27 protein-coding genes and 1 tRNA gene are annotated in these 20,841 nt (G+C 51.5%); 17 read left to right on the top strand and 11 right to left on the bottom strand.

Going from position 1 to position 20,841, the window contains the following annotated elements:
• Positions 1-2: 2 nt before the first annotated feature.
• Both PREDE_RS12700 and PREDE_RS12695 read right to left on the bottom strand, forming a co-directional pair.
• Complete coding sequence (locus PREDE_RS12700) at positions 3-1,013, bottom strand: hypothetical protein (protein WP_005847907.1); 1,011 nt, start codon at positions 1,011-1,013, stop codon at positions 3-5.
• A gap of 62 nt (positions 1,014-1,075) precedes the next feature.
• On the bottom strand, positions 1,076-1,780 hold the full coding sequence (locus PREDE_RS12695) for a LexA family transcriptional regulator (RefSeq protein WP_005847905.1): 705 nt from the start codon (positions 1,778-1,780) through the stop codon (positions 1,076-1,078).
• Positions 1,781-1,920: 140 nt separating this feature from the next.
• Between PREDE_RS12695 and PREDE_RS12690 the strand changes: the two genes are divergently transcribed.
• From PREDE_RS12690 to PREDE_RS12665, 7 genes are all read left to right on the top strand, one after another.
• Positions 1,921-2,304 (top strand): hypothetical protein, encoded by a 384-nt coding sequence (locus PREDE_RS12690; RefSeq protein ID WP_015310546.1) that lies wholly within the window; start codon positions 1,921-1,923, stop codon positions 2,302-2,304.
• 93 nt (positions 2,305-2,397) lie between these two features.
• The gene (locus PREDE_RS12685) at positions 2,398-4,320 is read left to right on the top strand and encodes a hypothetical protein (protein WP_235777540.1); all 1,923 of its coding nucleotides are present in this window, start codon (positions 2,398-2,400) and stop codon (positions 4,318-4,320) included.
• 40 nt (positions 4,321-4,360) lie between these two features.
• Positions 4,361-5,206 (top strand): AAA family ATPase, encoded by an 846-nt coding sequence (locus PREDE_RS12680; RefSeq protein ID WP_005847899.1) that lies wholly within the window; start codon positions 4,361-4,363, stop codon positions 5,204-5,206.
• A 64-nt stretch (positions 5,207-5,270) separates the two neighbouring features.
• The gene (locus PREDE_RS12675; protein ID WP_005847897.1) at positions 5,271-5,918 is read left to right on the top strand and encodes an ATP-binding protein; all 648 of its coding nucleotides are present in this window, start codon (positions 5,271-5,273) and stop codon (positions 5,916-5,918) included.
• Between the two features lie 37 nt (positions 5,919-5,955).
• A complete protein-coding gene (locus PREDE_RS12670; RefSeq protein WP_015310547.1) occupies positions 5,956-6,429 on the top strand; it encodes a hypothetical protein in 474 nt (157 codons plus the stop codon).
• A gap of 38 nt (positions 6,430-6,467) precedes the next feature.
• The gene (locus PREDE_RS14140) at positions 6,468-6,641 is read left to right on the top strand and encodes a hypothetical protein (RefSeq protein WP_005847893.1); all 174 of its coding nucleotides are present in this window, start codon (positions 6,468-6,470) and stop codon (positions 6,639-6,641) included.
• A gap of 45 nt (positions 6,642-6,686) precedes the next feature.
• Positions 6,687-7,340: a DUF3164 family protein gene (locus PREDE_RS12665; RefSeq protein WP_005847891.1), complete on the top strand. Its 654-nt coding sequence runs from the start codon at positions 6,687-6,689 to the stop codon at positions 7,338-7,340.
• 375 nt (positions 7,341-7,715) lie between these two features.
• On the opposite strand, the gene PREDE_RS12660 is transcribed toward PREDE_RS12665, so the two are convergent.
• Entirely contained in the window at positions 7,716-8,252 is a 537-nt protein-coding gene (locus PREDE_RS12660; protein WP_005847887.1) for a hypothetical protein, read from the bottom strand.
• Positions 8,249-8,701 carry a phage virion morphogenesis protein gene (locus tag PREDE_RS12655; protein ID WP_005847885.1) on the bottom strand — a complete coding sequence of 151 codons (453 nt, stop codon included), beginning with the start codon at positions 8,699-8,701 and terminating at the stop codon, positions 8,249-8,251. Before PREDE_RS12655 ends, PREDE_RS12660 begins: the two co-directional genes overlap by 4 nt.
• An 82-nt stretch (positions 8,702-8,783) precedes the next feature.
• Between PREDE_RS12655 and PREDE_RS12650 the strand changes: the two genes are divergently transcribed.
• Positions 8,784-9,026: a hypothetical protein gene (locus PREDE_RS12650; RefSeq protein ID WP_005847883.1), complete on the top strand. Its 243-nt coding sequence runs from the start codon at positions 8,784-8,786 to the stop codon at positions 9,024-9,026.
• Here the strand turns inward: PREDE_RS12650 and PREDE_RS12645 are convergent.
• The 6 genes from PREDE_RS12645 to PREDE_RS12620 are packed head-to-tail and all read right to left on the bottom strand — an operon-like array spanning position 9,009 to position 14,500.
• Complete coding sequence (locus tag PREDE_RS12645; RefSeq protein WP_005847881.1) at positions 9,009-10,508, bottom strand: phage head morphogenesis protein; 1,500 nt, start codon at positions 10,506-10,508, stop codon at positions 9,009-9,011. The genes PREDE_RS12650 and PREDE_RS12645 overlap by 18 nt on opposite strands.
• A gap of 53 nt (positions 10,509-10,561) precedes the next feature.
• The gene (locus tag PREDE_RS12640; RefSeq protein WP_005847880.1) at positions 10,562-11,806 is read right to left on the bottom strand and encodes a phage portal protein family protein; all 1,245 of its coding nucleotides are present in this window, start codon (positions 11,804-11,806) and stop codon (positions 10,562-10,564) included.
• Between the two features lie 14 nt (positions 11,807-11,820).
• A complete protein-coding gene (locus PREDE_RS12635; protein ID WP_005847878.1) occupies positions 11,821-12,243 on the bottom strand; it encodes a phage protein Gp36 family protein in 423 nt (140 codons plus the stop codon).
• A complete protein-coding gene (locus PREDE_RS12630; RefSeq protein ID WP_005847876.1) occupies positions 12,240-12,488 on the bottom strand; it encodes a hypothetical protein in 249 nt (82 codons plus the stop codon). The genes PREDE_RS12635 and PREDE_RS12630 overlap by 4 nt, the downstream gene beginning before the upstream one ends.
• Complete coding sequence (locus PREDE_RS12625) at positions 12,482-14,026, bottom strand: hypothetical protein (RefSeq protein ID WP_005847873.1); 1,545 nt, start codon at positions 14,024-14,026, stop codon at positions 12,482-12,484. Before PREDE_RS12625 ends, PREDE_RS12630 begins: the two co-directional genes overlap by 7 nt.
• Before the next feature lie 6 nt (positions 14,027-14,032).
• Positions 14,033-14,500 (bottom strand): terminase gpP N-terminus-related DNA-binding protein, encoded by a 468-nt coding sequence (locus PREDE_RS12620; protein ID WP_005847871.1) that lies wholly within the window; start codon positions 14,498-14,500, stop codon positions 14,033-14,035.
• A 116-nt stretch (positions 14,501-14,616) separates the two neighbouring features.
• On the opposite strand from PREDE_RS12620, the gene PREDE_RS12615 reads away from it, so the two are divergent.
• The 9 genes from PREDE_RS12615 to PREDE_RS12570 all read left to right on the top strand — a co-directional run bounded on the left by PREDE_RS12615 (position 14,617) and on the right by PREDE_RS12570 (position 20,426).
• Positions 14,617-14,689: transfer RNA gene (locus PREDE_RS12615), tRNA-Met, on the top strand.
• Positions 14,690-14,768: 79 nt separating this feature from the next.
• Positions 14,769-15,728 (top strand): hypothetical protein, encoded by a 960-nt coding sequence (locus PREDE_RS12610; RefSeq protein WP_005847869.1) that lies wholly within the window; start codon positions 14,769-14,771, stop codon positions 15,726-15,728.
• 13 nt (positions 15,729-15,741) lie between these two features.
• Positions 15,742-16,827: a hypothetical protein gene (locus tag PREDE_RS12605; protein ID WP_005847867.1), complete on the top strand. Its 1,086-nt coding sequence runs from the start codon at positions 15,742-15,744 to the stop codon at positions 16,825-16,827.
• Positions 16,827-17,294, top strand: a complete 468-nt coding sequence (locus PREDE_RS12600; protein WP_005847865.1) for an N-acetylmuramoyl-L-alanine amidase — start codon at positions 16,827-16,829, stop codon at positions 17,292-17,294. Before PREDE_RS12605 ends, PREDE_RS12600 begins: the two co-directional genes overlap by 1 nt.
• Positions 17,295-17,300: 6 nt before the next feature.
• A complete protein-coding gene (locus PREDE_RS13725) occupies positions 17,301-17,696 on the top strand; it encodes a hypothetical protein (protein WP_005847863.1) in 396 nt (131 codons plus the stop codon).
• A 408-nt stretch (positions 17,697-18,104) separates the two neighbouring features.
• Positions 18,105-18,449 carry a hypothetical protein gene (locus PREDE_RS12585; protein ID WP_005847859.1) on the top strand — a complete coding sequence of 115 codons (345 nt, stop codon included), beginning with the start codon at positions 18,105-18,107 and terminating at the stop codon, positions 18,447-18,449.
• A 2-nt stretch (positions 18,450-18,451) separates the two neighbouring features.
• Entirely contained in the window at positions 18,452-19,618 is a 1,167-nt protein-coding gene (locus PREDE_RS12580; protein WP_005847857.1) for a DUF2586 family protein, read from the top strand.
• A gap of 2 nt (positions 19,619-19,620) precedes the next feature.
• Entirely contained in the window at positions 19,621-20,061 is a 441-nt protein-coding gene (locus tag PREDE_RS12575) for a hypothetical protein (RefSeq protein ID WP_005847855.1), read from the top strand.
• 11 nt (positions 20,062-20,072) lie between these two features.
• Positions 20,073-20,426 carry a hypothetical protein gene (locus tag PREDE_RS12570; protein ID WP_005847853.1) on the top strand — a complete coding sequence of 118 codons (354 nt, stop codon included), beginning with the start codon at positions 20,073-20,075 and terminating at the stop codon, positions 20,424-20,426.
• Positions 20,427-20,637: 211 nt separating this feature from the next.
• On the opposite strand, the gene PREDE_RS12565 is transcribed toward PREDE_RS12570, so the two are convergent.
• Entirely contained in the window at positions 20,638-20,823 is a 186-nt protein-coding gene (locus PREDE_RS12565) for a hypothetical protein (protein ID WP_005847849.1), read from the bottom strand.
• Between the last annotated feature and the right edge of the window lie 18 nt (positions 20,824-20,841).

Here is a 20,841-nt window from a genome sequence, read left to right as displayed (position 1 = left end):
AATTATTTCACTAATTCATCTTCAAGTTTCTGAAGAAAATTCTTCATTTCGAGACACAGGGTTTTCTCTGACAACAGACCAGTTTCTGTTGTATCAATTATCACATGTTCTTTCCTCTCCACATCTCCTAATGTCTTTATTCCTTGCCGAGTTTCAAAAGATACTCTTTCTGAGTCTTCAATATTAAGCAAGAGATTCCTAAAAGTATCTGATTTTTCTTTGTCATTTACATTCTTTGCTGCAAATTTAAGCAAAATTTCCATACGAACCATATTTTCTTCAAGGATTTCCTTCAAGTGGGTCGGAGCATCTTTTTTAAAAAGAGTCTTCAATAATGGCATCCACTCTTGAGGTATCTCTTTCTTAATTGTTTGCTCTTTGTTCTTATCAGATTTACTATTTTTCTTGTTAGTAAAACTTTGAGTACTGAAACGTAGCCCTTTTACATCTTTTAGATTTTCAATTTCTTGCTTTACTAAAATGGGAGTTACATTATATACTCTCTTCGGCTTTAATAGCCAATCGATGTAAGCCATGAAAGAATTTATTTTGCTTGATCCTGACAAATTGGTAACAACGAAATTATTATTAATGCCAAAGTAGTATAATTTCTTTATTATATGAAATTTACCTTTGACGTTCTCTAATTGTGAAAGGATTAGGTTGTTCTGTGTTAGAGCCGAATCGTTAATACTTGGTGCCTGTTCGGATAGAATAGTTTTAACCATTGCCCCAAACAATATAGAAGTGTCTGAAGAGTCATAATACGCTATATAGTCAGTTTCTTCCAGCGGATCACCTTCATTGATAGACATACCACGTTCCAAGAGAGTTGAGTTTGCGAGCTTCTCTGACAGTTTAGCCATAAGGTCACTGTGCTTCTTGTTGATATCTTCCTCTTCGATTCTAAAAGCGCGCAATATAACTGGCTTTTCCTTATCTTTTTTGGTTCTCTTTCTTGTTGAAGTTTGAGACGATTTAGTGACGTTCATTTGGTCTTTAGATTTCGCCATGATTTTATTATTTTTAGTTTAAACTCATATACAGATTACATTGCCAAAGACAATGATGCAAGTTATACCATGCAGTTGATGCGGACGGATGCCTTGACGATGGCCATAGCACTGACACGTCGGAAGTCGATATCACGTGCCGCATGTTCCGGATTCTCAGAGGCGAGTGTGACAAAAGGCTCGCCCTTGTCAGACTTGCGGATATATTTTACTACGATGTAATCTTCGCCATCGATGTCATAAGAAAGCAAATACATCTCACCATAGATGATGTTTTGAATTTCAGCAGACACCTGTTTATATAGAATGATGTCGCCAGACTTGAGCAGAGGATACATGGAATCTCCAACAATGTGTATTGCTCCGTCGCATTTGGGCAGGTTGGGGATCTTTATAGTGTCAATGATATTCTGCCGGTTGTTTCCAAAAAGAGACTTAAGTCCAGCAGAAGCCTCAAAGTCGTAAAGATACACAACTTGCGATTCCTCTTTTTTTTCAGTACTGCGAGGGTGATGTATTGGTTTAACATCAATAATAGGACCCTCTTCAGTTGACTTGAACATAGTACCAGTTCCAGTAAGAAGCCAGTCTATAGACAGTTGTTCACATTTTGAAAACACAAGAGGGATGTCTATTGAATTTCTACTTTTCCAATTAGACAATGTTGTCTTACTTATACCAAGTAGCTCAGCAAGTGCATTGTCAGAAGGAAGTTCCAATCCCATCTTCAACCTTTCTATCATTTCTTTTGAAGAAAATGTTTTCATAACGTGAACTTTTTCCCAGGAAAATTTGGATGTTTACAATTTGTGTACTATCTTTGCAGCGTGTTTGTATTTTAACACGCTCCAAAGATACGAAAAAGGAGAAATATACGAGAATGTTAAACCCAAAAAGTGAATTGGTTATGGAAACAAAAGTGAAAAGGATGATTCAGATTACCAACGAGGACCGTGCCTTCTTGTTGAAGACATTCGGGGTGACTCGTGAAATGATTCGCTATGCCTTGGTCTTTGACAAGAAGCATGGACGCAGTGATTTGGCCAAGCGCATCAGAACTGTTGCCTTGCAACGTGGAGGTAAGTTGATGAACCTGATACCGGAGTGCGAGACTATCCATGATGCCAACGGCATGATGCGACAGCAGTTTGAAAATGGTGCCCAAATTGAACTCAACAAGAGTACGGCCTGGCTGCGCGTGACGGACAGACATGGCAAGCATGTGAGAGAGGTAAGCTGCCCCACCATACAGCAGCTATATATCGAGCAGGTGTTTGCTGCGGGGTTATAAAAAGAGATAGCTATGGAGTATTACGAGAATAAACTATGTATAAGTCATCAGGAACTTGTTCCAGGTATTGTTTCATCTGAATATCTAAAAAAGATGAATCAGCGGGGAGCAGTAGAGCGTGTTCGTCGTGGCTGCAATGGTACTCCAGCCCTTTTTGTTGTCGATAGTCTTCCCGTCAAGTACAAGACAGAGGTCTACAAACGTTATCCCGACTTCAAGGAGAGCGCCGAAAGCAAGCCATTCCTGGAGAACATCGTGCCGGATGGAAATGCCATAGACAATTATGCCAGCTATGTGCTGCCCAACGGGCGCAACCTTGATCCAGAGAAGCAAGCCGAGTATGCCAATGACTGTGCCATCATGAACGCATTCCGAGACAGGATCATGAAGAGCAACAGCCACCGTGCAAGACAGAGCAAGCCAAGGCTCAAGCAGGGTGAGTTTTGGAAGCGTGCTGCCGCAGCCTTACCCCGCATCGGCGAGGAGTGGCCCAATGGCTTGCCTCAGAACGCCCGCAGCCTCCAGCGGAAATACCAAGCCTATATGCGTGACGGCTGGACATGCTTCATCAGCGGGAAGTTCCAGAACATGAATGCGGCCAAAGTGGATGATGACATCAAGGAAAGTTATCTGACCCAGCTCATGGCCCACCATAACAATCTTGACAACACGAGGATAGCAGGACTTTACAACACTGTTGCCCGTCAGAAAGGTTGGCCGGAAATAACTGCCGGAACCGTGAGGGTGTGGAAAAAGAAACTAAACCTCGTGACATTGGGAGGTCGCCTCGGCGAGAGTCGTTTCAGGAACTCGATTTCCATGCAGGTGGTGAGGAGCAAGCCTACCGCTCCATTCCTAATGTGGTCGTTGGACGGCTGGGATGTGGAGCTGCTCTATCAGGACTGCGTGATTGACAAGAAGGGACATCGGAACCCCACCTTCTGCAACCGGTTGACGGTGGAGGTGGTGATGGACCCCTGCTGCGGTTATCCTATCGGTTATGCCATCGGCAAGAACGAGGACTCCAACCTCATCATGGCTGCCCTCAGGGACGCTGTGAGGCACAGTGAGGAACTGTTCGGCGTGAAATACCGGGCCAACCAGGTGCAGAGCGACCATTTCTGCCTGAAGACAATGACCAACCTGTATCAGGCTGTCAGCGATAAGGTGACACCGGCCAAGGTGAAGAATGCCAAGGCCAAGCCCGTGGAGCGTTATTTCGCGGAACTGAACAAGAAATATTGCCAGCTCTGCAACAACTGGAGCGGATATGGCGTGACCACCGACCCGAAGCGCCAGCCCAACAATGAGGCATTGAACCGTCGGCGTCGCTCCTTCCCCGATAAAGAAGGCGTAATCCGACAGATAATGGAAATCATGGCGCTGGAGCGCAAACAGAAAATTGGTCGTTTGCGTGAAATGATGGAGAACCTGCCACAGAAGAGACGGTTGCCGATGACCCGTGAGAACTACCTGCAGTATTTCGGTGACGAGACAGGTTTCCGCAACACCTTTGAAGGTGGCGGGCTGAAAGTGACCCTGCTGGGAGTGAAACGACAGTACGACAGCTTCGATATATCATTCAGAAACCATACCTCGGAGAAATGGACAGTGAAGTATGACCCTGCCAACCTTGGTGAAGTGTTGGCCGTGAATGAGGACGGAACGCTCAGGTACATGCTCCGGGAAAAGCACGTGCAGCCTATGGCACTCGCAGACCGCAAGCCCGGCGATGCGAAGAAACTGCAGGAGGTCTTCGACTTCAACAAAGCTCTGGAGCAACACGTCATCGGAAAGCTGGAGCATACTGCCGAAAAGACTGAGGAGCTGCTGAGGAGCCTGCCCCGACAGGACAGCATCCTCAACCGGTTGCTCATTGTGGATGGTCGAGGCCAGCATAAACTGCCCAAAGCAAGGGCCCGGCTTGGAAAAGCGATAGACGCGGACGCAGTGGAAATTCCCATCCTGCCACAAGGGGCACATGAGAGTGACAAGGACGATTATTCAATTTTTTAACCAAAACCTCTTAACAGGAGGAGTAAAACCATCAGAGATTATGAAAAGGGAAGAAAAACAAGTGATAGCAGAGGTCCTGAAGGACTATTGCAAGCAGAAGGGCAGCCAGAACAAGGCAGCCAACAGCATGAACGGGGTAAGCTCCGCCACCATCAGCCAGATATTGGCCGGCAACTGGGACTCCATCAGTGATGACATGTGGCGCACCGTGGCAGCACAGGCCGGGCACGACAGCAAGGAGTGGCAGATTGCCACGACGAGGGCTTACGAACGCATGATATTTCTCCTGGACAACGCCAAGGAGGAGAGCCTTGTGCTCGCCATTACCGGATGTGCCGGATGCGGCAAGACAGAGGCCATAAGAAACTACAGCAAGACACACCGCCACGTGTTTCACCTGTGCTGCTCGGAATACTGGAACCGCCGCACGTTCATGGGCAAACTGCTCCAGTGTATGGGCATAGACTATACCGGCAGCACGGTGAGCGACATGATGGATGACATCATCGACACGTTGAAGCGCACGGAGAGCCCCCTTGTAGTGCTTGACGAGGCAGACAAACTAAGCGACCAGGTGCTTTATTTCTTCATCAGCCTTTACAACCAACTGGAGGACCACTGCGGGATAATCCTGTGTGCCACAGACTTTCTGGAAAAACGTATCAAGAAAGGTCTCAGGATACGTCGCAAGGGCTACGAGGAGATATTCAGTCGTATGGGCCGCAAGTTCGTTGCCCTTCAGGTCATCAACAGCGAGGACGTGGCAGCGGTGTGTGTTGCCAACGGCATCGACTCTGACAAGGACATCAGGCAGGTCATTGAGGACAGTGAGAACGACCTGCGCCGGGTAAAGAGAGCGGTGTGGGCATTGAAGAAAGGGCGATAACCCTCTCCGCCTCACCAACAAGGGGGGAGATAACAAGGAATAGGACAAAACGAAAGGAACAGACATGGGAAGAGCGATAAGCAACAGGAACGTAATGCAGGCACGATTTGAGCTGGCTGACTTTGACGGGGACTACCTCGCCAGCTTCGGCCGGCCGGAGCTTCGCGGGGCTTGGCTTATCTATGGCGGTTCCGGCTGCGGCAAGACCACTTTCGTGATGCAGGTAAGCAAATACCTTACCCGCTTTGGCCGGGTGGCCTACGACAGCACTGAGCAGGGGCTTTCAGCTTCCCTGCAGACAGCATGGAAGAGGGTGGGCATGGAAGAGGTGGGCAGCCGGATCATACTATTGGAGAAAGAAAGCCTGAAGGAACTGACCGTCAGGCTCAAGAAAAAACAAAGCCCGGACATCATTGTGGTTGACTCACTGCACTACTGGATAGGTTTCAAGATGGCCGACTACATGAAACTACGGGACACCTTCCCTGAGAAACTGTTCATCTTTATCGCTCATGAGCGGAAAGGGCTGCCCAAGGGAACGCTGGCACAGAACATCCGGTTTGATGCAGACATCAAAGTGCGCGTCGAGGGTTACAAGGCCTTCCTTACCACCCGCTATGAGACTGACAACAGCAAGACCGGCGAGCATGAGGGCGGTGCTGATTTCATCATCTGGGAGCAGGGAGCACAGGAGTATTGGGCAGGAGTATAGTTACAATCAATATATAGACATGGCAGAGACAAGAACAATGGACAAGATCCACAGGAGCATCCTGAAGAAGTATCACACGCTGTGCAGCCTGCTGGGGCTGACCAAGGACGAGAAGGACGCCATACTGGAGAGCTACGAGGTGGATAGCAGCTGCGACCTGGACACGCACGACTTGATTGACATCTGCGCCAAGCTATCTGACCAGCTGGAGCGAAGACAGGGCAAGGAACCCTTGGACAAGATGCGCAAACGGGCTATGGGCGCCATCGGTGGATGGCTGAAGGCAGAGGGCAAATACTCTAATGTGAGCATCATCAAGGGCATAGCCTGCAGGAGCACCGGATATGACGACTTCAACAAGATACCCCGTGAGCGGCTTCGCAACCTCATCTATGGGTTCAACAAGAAAGTGAAGGACGGCATAGCAGTTAAAGAACTGGAGGCGAACTCGGACGAGCGACAGACATCATATGAGATGTTGCAGCCTGCGTCAGATGAACAGCTCAATTGAACAAGATATAAAACAACAAACATCAAAACAAAAGAACAATGAAAGCAAAAGAGTATTTGAAGACGTTGGGGTTGGTCATTGTGACGTTTCCCCTGGTGGTTGTGGCATCATGCCTAACGTGGACCGGCTGCATTATCAAGTCGGCGGGCTTTTTGGCCATGCTCGACATCGATTCAGCCAACAATGAGCTCAAGTCTTTTATAGACAATTGAGCGCAGTTCAAACAACATTTGAAAACCCTTTAAACAATCAAGATTATGGAAAAAGTAGAAATGACCCAAGAGGAACTTGAGAAGTACAACGCCTGGAAGCAGGGTGAGGAGAAGCGCATTGCCGCCGAGCAGCGCAAGCAGCAACGCAAGGACTATGCTGCCATGGTGGATGAGGAAATGGCCGACGCCATTCCGGAGCTGGTATCGATGAGCCAGCAGCTCAAGTGTGTGAAGGATGCCGTCTTCGGCAATTTCGACGCCATCCTGAAGATGAAGCAGGAGGTGCTCGGACTAACCAAGGACAGCCAGCGCAGCCACACTTTCACGAACAGCATCGGCACTCAGAGAATCACCCTCGGTGTGAACGTCATCGACGGTTACCGCGACACCGTGGAGGATGGCATTGCCATCGTGAAGGAGTATATCGAGAGCCTCGCCAAGGATGACAACAGCAAGGCCCTCGTGAGTGCCGTGCTCCGACTGCTGAGCCGTGACGGTCAGGGCAACATCAAGGCCAGCCGTGTGCTCCAGCTCCGGAAGATGGCCGAGGAGACCGGAGACGAGCATTTCATGGAGGGTGTGCGCATCATTGAGGAAAGCTACCAGCCCACGACCACGAAGCGCTATATCCGTGCTGAGTACAAGAACGAGAAAGGTGCCTGGGTGAACGTACCGCTCGGAATGACCGACGTGGACTAAAAAAGGTGCGACGGCTCCCATTCGCATGAAAAAACCGCCACACCTTGGATTAGTGAAAAGGTATGGCAAAAATACAAATAAAATGTGAATGGGAGCAACAAAACACTACAAAAGTACACTTGAGAGAGCCAAAAAGATTCGGGAGCTCACCCAACGATACTATGAGCCTGGCAACAACCAACGATGCTATAAGGCCGTGTGGCGTAAATATGTGTATCCCGTTTATCCGATGTGCTATCACACCTATCTCACCTACCTTGGAATACCTACAGAGAAGACAAGGCCGACGGCCATCGAGCTTTGCTTGTTTGACTTTTTCGACAAATCCCCCCGCCTTTGAAGGTGGAGGGATTTGTCGTTACAGGGCAGGCGGGATTAAATGACACGGTCGATAATTTCCTCCGTGGTGAGCATGGAGAGGCCCGTGGACCTTGATGCTTTCCTGACGGCAGACAAGTCGCGTGCCCTGGTGACGAACCGCTCCACGCTCTCCATGAGTTCTCCGAGGTTGTTTCCGGTAGAGGAGGTGGTGTGCATGAACGAGGTGAAATTTTCCCCAGAGAGGCTCTGCATGGCCGCGTTGATGCGGTCGAGCAGGTCCAGATAGTCCAGGGCAGCTCCGACACGGGTCGCCCCCGCTTTCATGACGTTGACCTGTCTGCGGTCAAAGATACCATTATACTTCACGCACCGGGTTATGACGTGCAGACGTATGCCTATGTCGGCCGTCCGGGCATGATTGGCCATCTGATGCCAGTCTATCTGCTCAAATTCGACGAACACGGCCGGTACCGGCCATGTCGGACCGCTCTGGAGCATAGCGAGCTGTTCGCTCCACAGATCGATGAACTTGATTTCCGGGATACTCTCTGAGAGCTTTCCGGCAATGGCTTGCAAAATATCCTTTCTCATTTTTGTCTCAATAATTTGGTAAGTTCCATATCAAATTCCTTCGCACTGCGGTCAAGGCATTCTTTGATGATATGCCGGGTATCCTTGCCGTCTCCGACGAACTGTCGCTGTGGGATGTTGGCGTGACGTGTATGCGCCCTGACCGGTTTCCCTTTTCGAGAGTGGGCCTTGACTGACTGCGTGCCCTTGACCCCCTCGTTGTGGACGGAGGCGTATGGCATGGATGAAGTAAAATGGATGCCATCCTCACTGATATGCGTGGATATCGAGCTTCTAAGATGTCCATGCACTACCAGTAGTGATCCATTTGCCTTTGTATCCTTGCGTGGCCTCCATTTCTTGCCGAAGAAGGCTTTGCGCGAGAAGTTCTCGTTAAACTCATCCTTGAGTTCCACCGCAATGTCCGTGAGGACGGTCCTCTTGAACTTCTCAATGTCGAAATCTGCCATTATTATTCTGATTAAAATGATATTTCATATTATAGTCTTGCTTTATTGAATAATTCTTCTTATTTTTGCCAAAAATAGAACAATGGATTACTCCAAACTTGAACTGAGAAAGAAGACTTTCCTCGACTTCAACCCTTCCGACGAAGCTTTGGACGAGATTATCGGCGGACATGAACAGTCTGACATCGACCTTTTTCTGTCTTGTCTGGACGAGCATAACCGTTTTATCAGCTACGACAGCTTCATCGATTTTGCAGACAAGGAACTTGCCAGGGCCATCGAACAAGAGTTTGCAGAGGAAATCGCGTCATTTTACAACGAGTGATTCAATCATGTTGTCTATTGTAGCGTTCCCAAAGAGGCATCTCTTCACCAGTTTCTTGATTTCTGTCTTTTTCAGTTTCCTCCCATCAGGGAGTTTTGCCCCATTCTTATATAAAGCCATGGCCAATCCATCCTGCTGTTTGTCATAAGGCTGGTTGAAAAGATGCTCCTTGACGTCATCCAAGACTTTGCCTGGATCAGAACCTGTTAAGCCAATGAGTCTGTCGTAGCAATTTACCATGTTATTATACCCAGTGGATTTTCTGTCATTCATAAATTCTGGGTGTTGTATTTTTCCACCCAGACCTTCATAGAATTCCGGTAGGGTCTTGCGGGCGACGAACTCATTGGCCAGCTCCATGAATTTAGTCTGGTCCCTACCCATCCGTATCATTCCTGGCTTACTCCTGTTATGGGTAATCTCATGCCACAGTGTGGCCATCGCGTCGGCTTCTTTCTCGGTAAGTTCCTGACCTGTCCTAACCTTGGATATGCCGGACAATACACCGTCCATCCTTTCTCTGGTCATGGCAATGAGCCCTTTCGTGTCCGTATATCCATTCACGCCTTTTCGTTGGGTGACGATAAGCTGGCTGAACCCTCGCTCAAACCATTTCTTACGTACTTCGCTGGCATTGATAAAGTCCACGGCTTCCTCTGGGGCCTTCAGCGGCTCAGGCATCTCCTCCACCATCTTCTTCACCTCTGTGGGAACCTTGTTGTATGGATGCTGTTCAGGGAACAGTTTCAGGGACTTCCCGGGATTGGAGCGGAACATCCGTTGTTTCGGCTCGGCAGTGGCATCGTCTCCCAGACCGAGTGACATATCGGGGTCTGACAACGGATATTTCCCCTTTCTCACCTGGACAACATCACAACGGCAACGCCAGCCGTTCGGTGGGAAATAGCTTTCCCAGAACGGGTCATCGAGTGCCAACGTTATCCGGTCAAGCTGCTGGTGAGAGGTGCGTACCTTGCTATCCTCTGCCGTGCGGTACTGGAGATCATAACGGTCGCCATCCTCCTTGAACTGAATCCATTTGTTGGCCATCTCCACCGACCTCACCGCATGGTGATACTCAGCATCAAGATAGTTCTTGTTATATTTTTCGTTGATGGCTGTCACCTCTTTGAGGAAATCACCGAAGGGCTTGATATTGCCCTTGGCATCCAACATGGACAGACCGACTTCCCGGAGCGAATGGAAAGTCTTTAGCCCGGAGAAAATGAAAGCGTTGTGCTCAAGGGCATGACGCTCCGTCTCGGGCATGACATGGTCGATATGGGCGGAGATGGCCGTGTTCAACACGCGGAAGGTCTCTCCCGTCACCCGTTGCGCCTCCGGACTGAGCAGCATGGAAGGATTGAATCCACCATGCTCGTATACCTTCCTGGCAGCATCAGAAAATAAAGAGTCGTTGAAGTCAGGCGGTGTGCCGTCCTTGGCAAGATAATCCCCATCTCCGCCATACAAGCGCTCCATAGCCTGATTGAACACCCGATAGGTCGGTCTTTGCCCCTTGTCTTTCCTGGGGCTTATCCGAAAAAACTGTCAACCTTTCCCTGCTCCCGAGTCCCGGTAATGGCGATGTTGTATTTGTCGATGAAATACTGCGGGTCCACCTCATAGTATTGCAGCAGCACACGCTCCATCTCTCGCTGTTCCGAAGGTGTGAAGCTGGCTGCGTCATCCCAAGTGAACCTGAGTCCCTGAACCGGGAACCCATGCCTCCGCATCAAGGGCAGCAACCGTCCGTTGACCACATAGAAAATCATCTTCTTGTCTTCTTTCACCACGTTCTCGAAAACCTCAAGATGGGTTTCCGACTGCGACAGTGACGAGCCGCTGTCAATGGTCATGGTCTGATTGAGGATGCCCTTTGAGAGTTCCGAGTTGCACCGGTCCACGCGCTTGTCGTAGACGTTGTAGGCATCGCCACGGCTGCTCTCCTTGATCTCAATGTCGGTGCCTTCCGGAAAAAGTCCCCAAAAGGCACTGCCCATGTTGTTTAGTGCATTCTCGATCCTGCCGCGTTCCGCCTCGTCCTGCGTGGTGGTCTTGGCGATACGCATGGGCGCGCCGAATATCTCGCCGAACATGTCCCAGAAGCCGAGCATGTTCTTTTTGCTGATGCACGACGGCGCACAGGACAGCAGCAGTCCGAGGTCGTATGGCTTACCCACTTCCACGCACCAGTTGGCAAACTCTCCCTGACGGTAAGAGATTCCCTTGTGCCAGTCGTCCCCGGCCACGGGTAACACCACCCCGTGCTCCTGGCATACATGCTTCCTGGGCACGAGTGTCACCCCGTCGAAGCGCATGCCGTCCTCGTCACTGATGACATCGCCCATCTGGATCAGCGAGTGGCCCCAGTAGCGGGAGTCGAGCGCAAGACCGAGGAAGTCGTTGAACCATTCCTGCTGCAGCAGCTTGGTCGCTTCCTCATTCTCCTTGCCGTCGTTGCCCACGAGGTGGAAGTCCTCCTTCAAAGTCATTCCCTTACGCTGCCCGATACATCCCTGCAGGTGCAGGTCGACAAGGCAGTCCCGGTAGATGTCATAGAGGCGACCACGGTTGGGATTGTCCACGTTGATGGCCACCTGCCAGGCCTGCCGCCAGTCTCCGACATCCTTCTTGGTGAGGCTGTCGGATTGTGCCAGGAGCTGGGCGGTGAGTTTGATACCCCTCTTGCTACTGGCAAAGCGCATGAGCCGCCCCATGTCCTCGGAGCGTGTCTGCCCCGGATTGAGGGTATTTCTGATTTTCCTTAGAATATCCATTATTTACCGTTTATTTACCAATCATACTTGCCGGGACGCTGCGACCCCCACCGGATGGGGTTGTGGGTATCCATCTGGCTGCCGTCCTCGCTGGTGTAGGTGGGAAGGTCTGGCGATGCCTTGCTGTTCTGGATATCCCTGAGCCATCTGACACTCTCCTCATAGAGCAATTGCCGGCGCTCATAGCCCATGCTTTCCGGCATACGGTGCACCATGAGCCACAGCGTGATGTTGACAGCAACCTGCACGAGCATGGCGTTCCGGGCCTCTCCCGTCATGGAGAAAGCCTTGCGCATGTCATACCGCTGCGAGGTATAGCCGGCAATCATCTCAAGGGCGGCTTTCTCGGCCGTCGTACGCTTCTGGTCTGCCTGAATGTTCTCGAACTCGAAGTCATCGCAGACACTCTTGTAGTCTTCTTCCGTGAGAAACATCATGGTCTTGTTTTAGGTGTCGCCACGAACGCGGCTATCCTCTCGGCCGTGGCTGCCGTGAAGCCCTTGGGGAAACGGTGGCGGGCTATGAGTCTGCGTATGCCCTGCTTGGATACGACGACAGGCTTGCCGCCATAGATGAGCACGAGGAACTTTCTGCGGTGCAGGTCGGCATCATGCCGTGCCTTCCGGATGGCCCGTCTCAGTCTCCAATCGAAGACGAGCGCCTTGATGAGTCTTGTTACCATGTTACGTTTTTTGCTGTGCGTCTGCGTCCGAACGAAGGCGCAAATTTAGATACTCTTGAATGTCTCTGCAGATACCAGATGGCCCCCTCGTCGGCATCCGGAGCATCATCGTGCCCCCTCATGCCTTTCTCAAAGGCCAGTGTCTGGCTGATGCCCGCCTGCATGTCGGGGTCGTCTTTCATGGCCTCGTCATAGTAGACAAAACCCCGCTCCCACAGGGGAGAGATGGCCTCGATACGCTGGAACTTGTCAGGCTTCTTGCGTTTGTCTGCGGCCAACGGAAGCTGGTATCCTCGTTGGTCTCCCTCGGTGCGAAAGTCGTCGAGGATAATGTCCTGCATAAAATTGGCCTCCATATAGAAGCGTATGGCTATGCCCTCCTGAAGGGCCCACTCATACAGGTCATAAAGCCATCTCACCATCTCCGCCACGCTGCATTGCCGCACGAAGGCCCGGATATGCCATAGCTGGGTGCCATATTTGCCCCAGAGCTTCGCGGCCTTGTAGTCGTTCTTGGATGATCCCTTGAAGGACGGGTCTACGTACAGAACCAGCTCATCAAACTTCCTGAGGCTCGGCAGCCGGCCAAAGCGGATCCAATCGTTTTTGAACACTGCGCCCTCGATGATGGGATTGTTCATATACTCCTTCTGGAATGCCCTATAGCCCATGAAGGCCTCGATGTTCTGGACTTCTTCTGGCGTCCATTTGTCCGCCCAGGAGACGTTGCCGTCCTTATCCCAGATATTAACCTGGGACACCAATACGCCCTTGGTGTCGGATATGTTCTGCAGCACGCTGTTCTTGGCGATGAGGTTTCCCACCATGATGAAGCGGCCGCGGCCGCCGTCCAACGCTCCGAAGAGGGCTTCCTTCACCCAGTCGGTGAGTCTGGAAACACGGGCTGGGCTCTGGCACAGCTCATCATCGTCGAGGTCGTCGATGACGATATAGTCGGGTCGGTGCGCGCGATAACGCAATCCACGCGGTGATTGCCCGCGTCCACGGGCAAAGAAGGCCGTGCCGTCCTTGGTGACGAACTCGCCCTCCTCCCATGACCCGTTGTTGAATTGCTGCCCGAAGTCGTGGATGTAGCGCTGATTGAACTGAAGCTCCGCCTGGATGTCGGAGAGCAGGGTCTTGGCATTGTCCTCATTCTTGCCCACGAGAACCATGACATGGATGTCACCGGGCTCTTGACATTTCAGCCACATAGGGATGAAAATATCAAGGTGGGTCGACTTGGCTGCGCCTCGGTGCCACTTGAATACCGCCTTGAGGTTGCGTTCCTTCCTCACCCTGTTGGCTGCCCTGATATGGAATGGGGCGCACGGAGTGTTCCGTCCCGTGTCCGGATTCAGGGTGTAATGTGGGAAATAGTAGTCGACAAACGCCGCATAGTCTCCCCTGAGCCTCCTGATGCGGGCCAGTTGCGACTGTCTGGATTCCGTCCTGTCAACGGCCGTGGAGCGCTGCACGTTCTCGCAGTGTTGCCGCCATCGTTTCAACGCCTCGTTCTCTGTGAGTCCTGTTGCCATACTATTTTACTTTTGTGATACCCGCTCGTTGAGGTAGATGTCCTGGTACGTGTTCACCTTTCGGATGAAGTCTGCCGTGGCCGAGGTGTCGAACTCTCCACGGGACTGCAACCACCGGCTGAAATCCATGAAAATCTCCACCACGTCCACGACGCTCGCCTTCTTGTCGAGTTTCTGTACCGTGGATGACAGTTTCGACAACTTGTCTCCCAGGTTGGCGATAGCTTTCGGGTCTCCGCTCCGGTTGATGTCCTCCACAAGGTTGTCGATGGATAGCAGGAGTTTGTTGATCAGCTCCGGGCGTGTGATGGACTGTGCGGCGCGCTGCTCCCTCCAGCTCTCCGCATTGACCCACTTCGTGATGGTCGGTGCGGATACACCCGTATGGACAGCAATATCCTTCTGCTGCTCGCCCTGCATAAAGAGGATACGGGCCAGTTCCTTCTTTGTCTCAAGTTCTTTCTTGGTTGCCATTCATGTTGTTTTACGGTGCAAAAATGCTGATAATCGGCGAGCTGGGAAAAAAGTGTTTCAAGAGTTTACACACTTTTTGCCCACCTATGGGGATTATTGCAATTTTGTGGGCAAATCGCAGGGTGGCGCAGATGGCAGCGCATGAGGTTCATTCCCTCAGGGTCGACGGTTCGAGTCCGTCCCCTGCAACTCGATTGTTCATTGATAGAAAATTAATTAAACGTAAATCAAAAGGGCGGTGGCCATGCCTTAATATCCGCCATTTTAAATGAAAGAAGTAGTTATCAATACGAGCGGGCTGAACTGCTACGGCTTCCGCGTACTGACATCGGGCATCGACCTGCAGCAGTACCAGAAGAATCCTGTCCTGCTCTGGATGCACCGCCGTTGCTTCGATGGTGATACCATGCCTATCGGGCGGGTTGAGAACCTGCGGGTGGATGGTGACAGTCTCATCGGCACACCGGTCTTTGATGGCAACGATGAGTTTGCCAAGAAGATCGAGGACAAATGGGAGAACGGTTTCCTCAGGATGGCCTCTCCCTCGCTGGAGCGGATAGAAGTGAGTGACGCCCCGGAATATCTATTGCCTGGGCAGCGACGTGCGACCGTCACCAGGAGCAAGCTGCTTGAGGTGAGCATTGTGGATATAGGAGGTAACGACGATGCCCTCCAGCTCTATAATGCCAAAGGAGAGCTCATCCAGCTTGCAGCGGGAAAGGACAACGAGGAGGTTCCCCTGCTGCGCCCGGACGAACGGAAAGAAGTTGAACCAAACAATAACGATAAAATGGAAAAAGAACTATTGGACCAGCTCGGTCTGCCGGAGACGGCCACCGCGCAGGATGCCGTGCAGCGTATCAAGCTGCTCAAGGAAAAGGCCGACAAGGCCGGAGAAATCGAACTTGCCTCCATCAACGCCGTCGTTGACCACGCCATCAGCGAGAGACGCATCACGGCTGACAAGAAGGACCATTTCATCAGCATGGGAAAGGCTGTAGGCGTGGAAAGCCTGCAGGAGACGCTGAACCTCATGCACCCGATGCAGAAGCCGACTGAGGTCATCCAGACGGGCAACGACCTTCTCGGGGCCGGACAGCCCAAGGAATACGTGAAGCTCTCCGAAGTGCCTGCCGACGAGCTCGTCGTCATGAGAAAGCAGGATCCCGCCAAGTATGCAAGTCTCTACAAGGCTGAGTACGGCGTGGACTGTGTGCTGGAATCGTAAACAACAGATAATAATGGAAAACAAGAATTTGAAAAGAACAGTGCTTACTGTCATGGCTGCCCTCATGCTCAATGCCGTCATGGGCGCCATTATCGGCACCGCCGTCTTCGGATTTCATCCGGTGGCCGGTGTCATCGTCGCTAACCTGATAGCCCTTGCCGTGGGAGCATTTCTGCCCAAGGACAGCCTCTGCGAGGGAGTCCTCACCGAAATCTGGACGGGAGAGATGGTCAAGGCGTTCCGATCAGCCCCGGAGAGTCTCGGGTGGTATGACCGTATCAAGAGCTATGACCAGTATGTGGACAATGACGTAATCCATTTCACAGAGCTTGGCGGAGACCCTGACGTGTTGGTAAACAATACGACCTACCCGCTGCAGATACAGGACCTCAAGGACAGCGACAAACCTATTTCCCTGGATAAGTACGACACCACGGCCACGCCTGTGACGGATGACGAGCTCCACGCCTGCAGCTACGATAAGATGGCAAGCGTCCAGGAGCGTCACCGTGAGGCCCTGAAAGAGAAATGCTGCCAGAAGGCCATTCACGCCATCGCCCCGGACAGCGACACTACGGATACGCCCGTGCTGCTCACTACCGGCGCCGCCTCCAGTGACGGTACGCATAAACTGTTCACCACCGGAGACCTGCTTGCCATGAAGAAGCGTTTCGACAAGATGGGAATTCCAAAGAATGACCGTATTGCCGTCCTTTGTAGCGAGCATATCAATGACCTGCTGGAGACAGACCTGAAGTTCAAGGACCATTACAATATCAACCAGACCGAGGGCAAGATTGCCCGTCTCTATGGCTTCGATATCTACGAGTATGACGGCACGCCGATGTACAATGTCGCGGCCAAGACCAAGAACGTTTGGGGTGCTGTCGCCTCCTCGGCCACAGACCGTCAGGCATCGGTGTTCTATTACAACGGAAGGATGATGAAGGCCAACGGCAGCGTACAGTTCTATTACAGTGAAGCCAGCAAGGATCCCTTGTATCACCGTAACCTCGTGAACTTCCGCAAGTGGGGTATCTGTCTGCCTCTCACCTCCAAGAACAGCCGTGGTGTTATCGTCAGTGCCCTGACCGCCTGATGAGCAAGCCCATGAGATACCTGGTCATTCATTGCACGGCTACCAAGGCCGGGCGTGAGGTGACCTCGGAGGAAATCCGGCGGTGGCATACCGCCCCAAAGTCAAAGGGTGGTCGCGGATGGAAGCAGGTGGGATACACCGACCTCTTCCACCTTGACGGCAGCGTGGAACGGCTGGTTGGAAACAACGAGGATGCCCAGGTAGACCCCTGGGAGATTACGAACGGAGCAGCCGGGTATAATTCCATCAGCCGGCACATCGTCTACGCTGGCGGCCTGGATGCCCAAGGCAATCCCGCTGACACCCGGACGGAGGCCCAGAAGACTGCCCTCAAGCGATATGTGCAGGACTTCAACCGACGGTTCCCGGCCATCAGGATTGTTGGGCATCATCAACTGAATCCCGGAAAGGCATGCCCGTCTTTCGATGTCAGGGCATGGCTTTCGAGTTTCGGCATCAAACAATAGACACAAATGAGCGATATTATATCTATGGTCGTGCCCACGGTGGTGGCCGCCGTCTCTGCCCCTCTTGGGGCATGGCTCAACAGCCGGCTTCTGAAAGGAAAATACCAGATTGAACTGGAGAACCTGCGTGCGGAAATGCAGAACAAGTTCTCAGGTGTCCGTGCCAATGAGCTTGAAAACGTCAGGAAAGCCAATGATATCCTCGTCGATAGCATCGTGGCTCCATTGAAGAAAGAAATCCAAACATTACGAAGAGATGTGGAGAAATTCAGAAAAGCCATTGAGAGGATTCCTTCCTGTCCTCATGCTGACACTTGCCCTGTCTCTGCCCAGTTGCAGAGGAGTGAAAGAAACGAGCAGCGAAAAGAGCAGGAGCAGTCTGACGGTGCATCAGGACAGTAGCTACAGCCGGACGCTGGACAGTATCGTGACAAGGTTCCTCCAGCAGCGCATAAGTGTGGAGCACACGGCTACGGAAGAGGCAGACTGTACCACGGTCCTGTTTGACACCGACAAGCCTGTCAGCCCTGAGACGGGACTTCCACCCGTGAAGGCCATGAGCCGGCAAAGGAAGCATCTTGCTTCACATGACCGCAAGGACGCCGGGAGCAGCCTTGAGTCCACACATACGACAAATGCTGCACTCACTGGAGTTACACATCAGAATGTCAAGGCAAAGGAACAGGATAAATCACTGACAACTGTGCATAAGACAGAAGGCATATTCAGCAGTTGGAAGACTGGTTTCATCATGGGGATTGTCGTTTTTCTAATCGTATGCGTAATAATCAAATTAAAAAAAATAAAGATATGGAAGAAGTGAACAAACAGCAGGTGGAATCTACGGCGGCACAGCCGTTAGGAAAGGAGTCCGTAGAGGCTTCTGCAGGTTCAGAAGGTCAGGCCGTCAATTCGGAGGAAACCGGAGAGCAGTCGGGCAAGAAGAAAACCAAGGGCAAGGCTCTTTCGGCCGCCAAACAGATTACCGAAGAAAATGCCATGCTGGTCAAGGTCGGCAAGACTGCCATCAAGGAGCATAAGCTTCCTGAGGTATTCGTCACCAGCGATGGCATTCCGTTCAGGCAGTTGAGCGATGCCCGCAATCATGCCATGAACCTGCAGAGTGCCCAAATTGTAACCGTTAAAAGCGAATAGCAATGAACAGTCTACAGATTAACAGACAGAACGGTAATGTTCCCAAGAGCCTTTCAGGTGAGGATCATATCAGCGGTTTTGTGATGTATATGCCGGAGACAGACCTACCGGCAGCATTCAAGACTGACCATGTGCAGCCTGTCTCCACGATAGACATGGCCGAATCACTGGGTATTACTGATGATGCGGAGTCCTGGCTTGTCAGGGTACTGCATTACCAGCTTTCTGAGATTTTCCGTATCAATGACGGTATTTTGCTCTATGTCGGCCTCTTTGTGAAACCAGAAAGCTATGCCTTCAGCGAGATAAAGACCGTACAGAACTATGCGGACAGACGCATTCGGCAGATGGCCGTATGGATGGGCAACGTGGCTCTGACGGCCGAGGATTATGTCAAGCTCCAGACCATTGCCACACAACTGGACTCGGAAGCTGCACCCCTTTCCCTGCTCGTTGCTCCCAAAGTGGCAGACATAGCCCAGCTACCTACCAACTTGGCTGGCAAGAAAGAGCGTGTGTCTGTCATCATCGCACAGGCAGGCAGCGGAACTGGTATGGACCTCTTCAAGGATGCAGGGAACACAGACAAAGCCTCTGTATCGTCGCTGGGAGTTGTGTTGGGTTTGCTGTCTTCTGCCGCAGTGAATGAGAGCATCGGCTGGGTGAAGAAGTTCCCGACCGGGGTATCCCTTCCAGCCTTCGGCGATGGGAAGCTGCTGCGTGACGTGGACCGAGCCCTGCTGAACCAACTTGACAGCGAACGGTATCTCTTCTTTGTCACTTATCCGGGATTGGCTGGAAGCTATATGAACGACAGCCACAACCTGGATGACACCACCAGCGACTACAACATGATTGAGCTGGTGCGGACAATGGACAAGGCCGTGCGTGGCATCAGGACTTATGTAACTCCGGAACTTGGCGGCAATGTTTACATTGACGAGTCCTCTGGAAAACTGCAGCCCTATTCCGTAAGCCATCTTGAGACTACTGCCAACAAGGCTATCGAGGAGATGGAAAAGGCGGGTGAACTTAGTGGTTACAAGGTGAAGATTGACCCAGGCCAGGACGTGCTCAGCAACTCGACGGTTGAGATGGTCATCAAGAACGTTCCGGTGGGCATCATGCGGAGAATCAGGATTAAAATTGGTTTCGTAAAAACTGTTTAACAATGGCAAGTATCATCAATAACGGCATCCCTATGGTCAATGGGATGATGTACTCCTGGGCAGACGTGGTTTGCTCCATCGCCGGTGTACCGGTGACCGGTATCGTCGCTATCAACTATGGCGAGGATCAGGAGGTAGAGAACAAGTACGGTGCGGGGCGCTATCCCATCGGACGTTCCAAGGGGCGTATTACTCCATCGGCCAAGATTACCCTTTACCAGGAAGAGGTGGAGGCCATCCAGCGGCAGGTTCCCAACGGACGTATCCAGGACATTGCGCCCTTCGACATTACCGTGCAATATCTCCCCGACAGCGGGATTGTCACGACAGACAAGATCCGCAACTGCTCGTTCAAGAATAATTCCCGTGAGTGGAAGGAAGGAGACACCGGACAGGAAGTGGAACTGGACCTCATCCCCTCGCACATAGAGTATAACAAGTAACATCTGAGATTATGAATCAGGAACAAAAGAAAACGACAACGGCTCCCAAACAGACTTTTGACGGAGGCGTTACCGAAGAAGCGATTTCCGGATGGAAGTCCAGGTACAAGAAAGTCATCCGCATTGACGTGCTCGATGGTGAGGAACTCCATGTAGGCTATTTCCACCGCCCAAACATGGCTGTCATGTCGGCCGTGACAAAGCTGGGAAAGACCGATGAGGTGACTGCCGCCGAGACGCTGGCCAAGAACTGCTGGCTGGGCGGTGACGAGCAGATGATGCAGGATGCCATTCTCTTTATGGCCATGCAGACTCAGCTTGCCCAGATGATCAGCGGCTGCATGTCATCCCTAAAAAACTTGTAGAGGCACACCTTCTTTCAGACCGTGACGATGTGAACGGCTTTGAAAAGGGCTGTGCCCTAATCAGGAGCAACCTGCATGTGGATCCGACGGCCGGGAGCTATGAGGACTGGGCTGCACTTTATGCCCAGGCCATTTGGCTGGAACGATGGAGAGGTGAGAATTGGAAGATGTTGTTGTCAGGTAGTGCCAGTGACAATCCAGGAAAAAGCCGTTAATGACGAATGGTTGGCCAAATGACCCACCAAGGAAGTCCGGAACCGGCATTTCTCTTCCCAGGCTTACACATCAGATAGAACATGCGGAACAATTTGAACAGCGCAAACGGGATAGCAACTATTGCCATTCCGTAAACGATGAACAGAAATGCCCGTAATAAAAAGGCTACCATTGTTTCCATCTGCTGTGATTTATATGC

The organism is Prevotella dentalis DSM 3688 (assembly GCF_000242335.1).
GTDB lineage: Bacteria > Bacteroidota > Bacteroidia > Bacteroidales > Bacteroidaceae > Prevotella > Prevotella seregens.
This window is presented reverse-complemented; position numbering and strand designations above follow the sequence as displayed.

Excerpts from the sequence above, each read along its gene's own strand:
- PREDE_RS12700 (WP_005847907.1), bottom strand. The coding sequence starts at position 1,013 with ATGGCGAAATCTAAAGACCAAATGAACGTCACTAAATCGTCTCAAACT.
- PREDE_RS12655 (WP_005847885.1), bottom strand. The coding sequence starts at position 8,701 with ATGGCAGATTTCGACATTGAGAAGTTCAAGAGGACCGTCCTCACGGAC.
- PREDE_RS12625 (WP_005847873.1), bottom strand. The coding sequence starts at position 14,026 with ATGGCAACAGGACTCACAGAGAACGAGGCGTTGAAACGATGGCGGCAA.
- PREDE_RS12605 (WP_005847867.1), top strand. The coding sequence starts at position 15,742 with ATGGAAAACAAGAATTTGAAAAGAACAGTGCTTACTGTCATGGCTGCC.
- PREDE_RS12660 (WP_005847887.1), bottom strand. The coding sequence starts at position 8,252 with ATGAGAAAGGATATTTTGCAAGCCATTGCCGGAAAGCTCTCAGAGAGT.
- PREDE_RS12645 (WP_005847881.1), bottom strand. The coding sequence starts at position 10,508 with ATGGAGCGCTTGTATGGCGGAGATGGGGATTATCTTGCCAAGGACGGC.
- PREDE_RS12690 (WP_015310546.1), top strand. The coding sequence starts at position 1,921 with ATGGAAACAAAAGTGAAAAGGATGATTCAGATTACCAACGAGGACCGT.
- PREDE_RS12640 (WP_005847880.1), bottom strand. The coding sequence starts at position 11,806 with ATGGATATTCTAAGGAAAATCAGAAATACCCTCAATCCGGGGCAGACA.
- PREDE_RS12680 (WP_005847899.1), top strand. The coding sequence starts at position 4,361 with ATGAAAAGGGAAGAAAAACAAGTGATAGCAGAGGTCCTGAAGGACTAT.
- PREDE_RS12600 (WP_005847865.1), top strand. The coding sequence starts at position 16,827 with ATGAGCAAGCCCATGAGATACCTGGTCATTCATTGCACGGCTACCAAG.
- PREDE_RS12665 (WP_005847891.1), top strand. The coding sequence starts at position 6,687 with ATGGAAAAAGTAGAAATGACCCAAGAGGAACTTGAGAAGTACAACGCC.
- PREDE_RS12570 (WP_005847853.1), top strand. The coding sequence starts at position 20,073 with ATGAATCAGGAACAAAAGAAAACGACAACGGCTCCCAAACAGACTTTT.
- PREDE_RS12575 (WP_005847855.1), top strand. The coding sequence starts at position 19,621 with ATGGCAAGTATCATCAATAACGGCATCCCTATGGTCAATGGGATGATG.
- PREDE_RS12685 (WP_235777540.1), top strand. The coding sequence starts at position 2,398 with ATGAATCAGCGGGGAGCAGTAGAGCGTGTTCGTCGTGGCTGCAATGGT.
- PREDE_RS13725 (WP_005847863.1), top strand. The coding sequence starts at position 17,301 with ATGAGCGATATTATATCTATGGTCGTGCCCACGGTGGTGGCCGCCGTC.
- PREDE_RS12635 (WP_005847878.1), bottom strand. The coding sequence starts at position 12,243 with ATGATGTTTCTCACGGAAGAAGACTACAAGAGTGTCTGCGATGACTTC.
- PREDE_RS12695 (WP_005847905.1), bottom strand. The coding sequence starts at position 1,780 with ATGAAAACATTTTCTTCAAAAGAAATGATAGAAAGGTTGAAGATGGGA.
- PREDE_RS12580 (WP_005847857.1), top strand. The coding sequence starts at position 18,452 with ATGAACAGTCTACAGATTAACAGACAGAACGGTAATGTTCCCAAGAGC.
- PREDE_RS12675 (WP_005847897.1), top strand. The coding sequence starts at position 5,271 with ATGGGAAGAGCGATAAGCAACAGGAACGTAATGCAGGCACGATTTGAG.
- PREDE_RS12585 (WP_005847859.1), top strand. The coding sequence starts at position 18,105 with ATGGAAGAAGTGAACAAACAGCAGGTGGAATCTACGGCGGCACAGCCG.
- PREDE_RS12620 (WP_005847871.1), bottom strand. The coding sequence starts at position 14,500 with ATGGCAACCAAGAAAGAACTTGAGACAAAGAAGGAACTGGCCCGTATC.
- PREDE_RS12650 (WP_005847883.1), top strand. The coding sequence starts at position 8,784 with ATGGATTACTCCAAACTTGAACTGAGAAAGAAGACTTTCCTCGACTTC.
- PREDE_RS12565 (WP_005847849.1), bottom strand. The coding sequence starts at position 20,823 with ATGGAAACAATGGTAGCCTTTTTATTACGGGCATTTCTGTTCATCGTT.
- PREDE_RS12610 (WP_005847869.1), top strand. The coding sequence starts at position 14,769 with ATGAAAGAAGTAGTTATCAATACGAGCGGGCTGAACTGCTACGGCTTC.
- PREDE_RS14140 (WP_005847893.1), top strand. The coding sequence starts at position 6,468 with ATGAAAGCAAAAGAGTATTTGAAGACGTTGGGGTTGGTCATTGTGACG.
- PREDE_RS12630 (WP_005847876.1), bottom strand. The coding sequence starts at position 12,488 with ATGGTAACAAGACTCATCAAGGCGCTCGTCTTCGATTGGAGACTGAGA.
- PREDE_RS12670 (WP_015310547.1), top strand. The coding sequence starts at position 5,956 with ATGGACAAGATCCACAGGAGCATCCTGAAGAAGTATCACACGCTGTGC.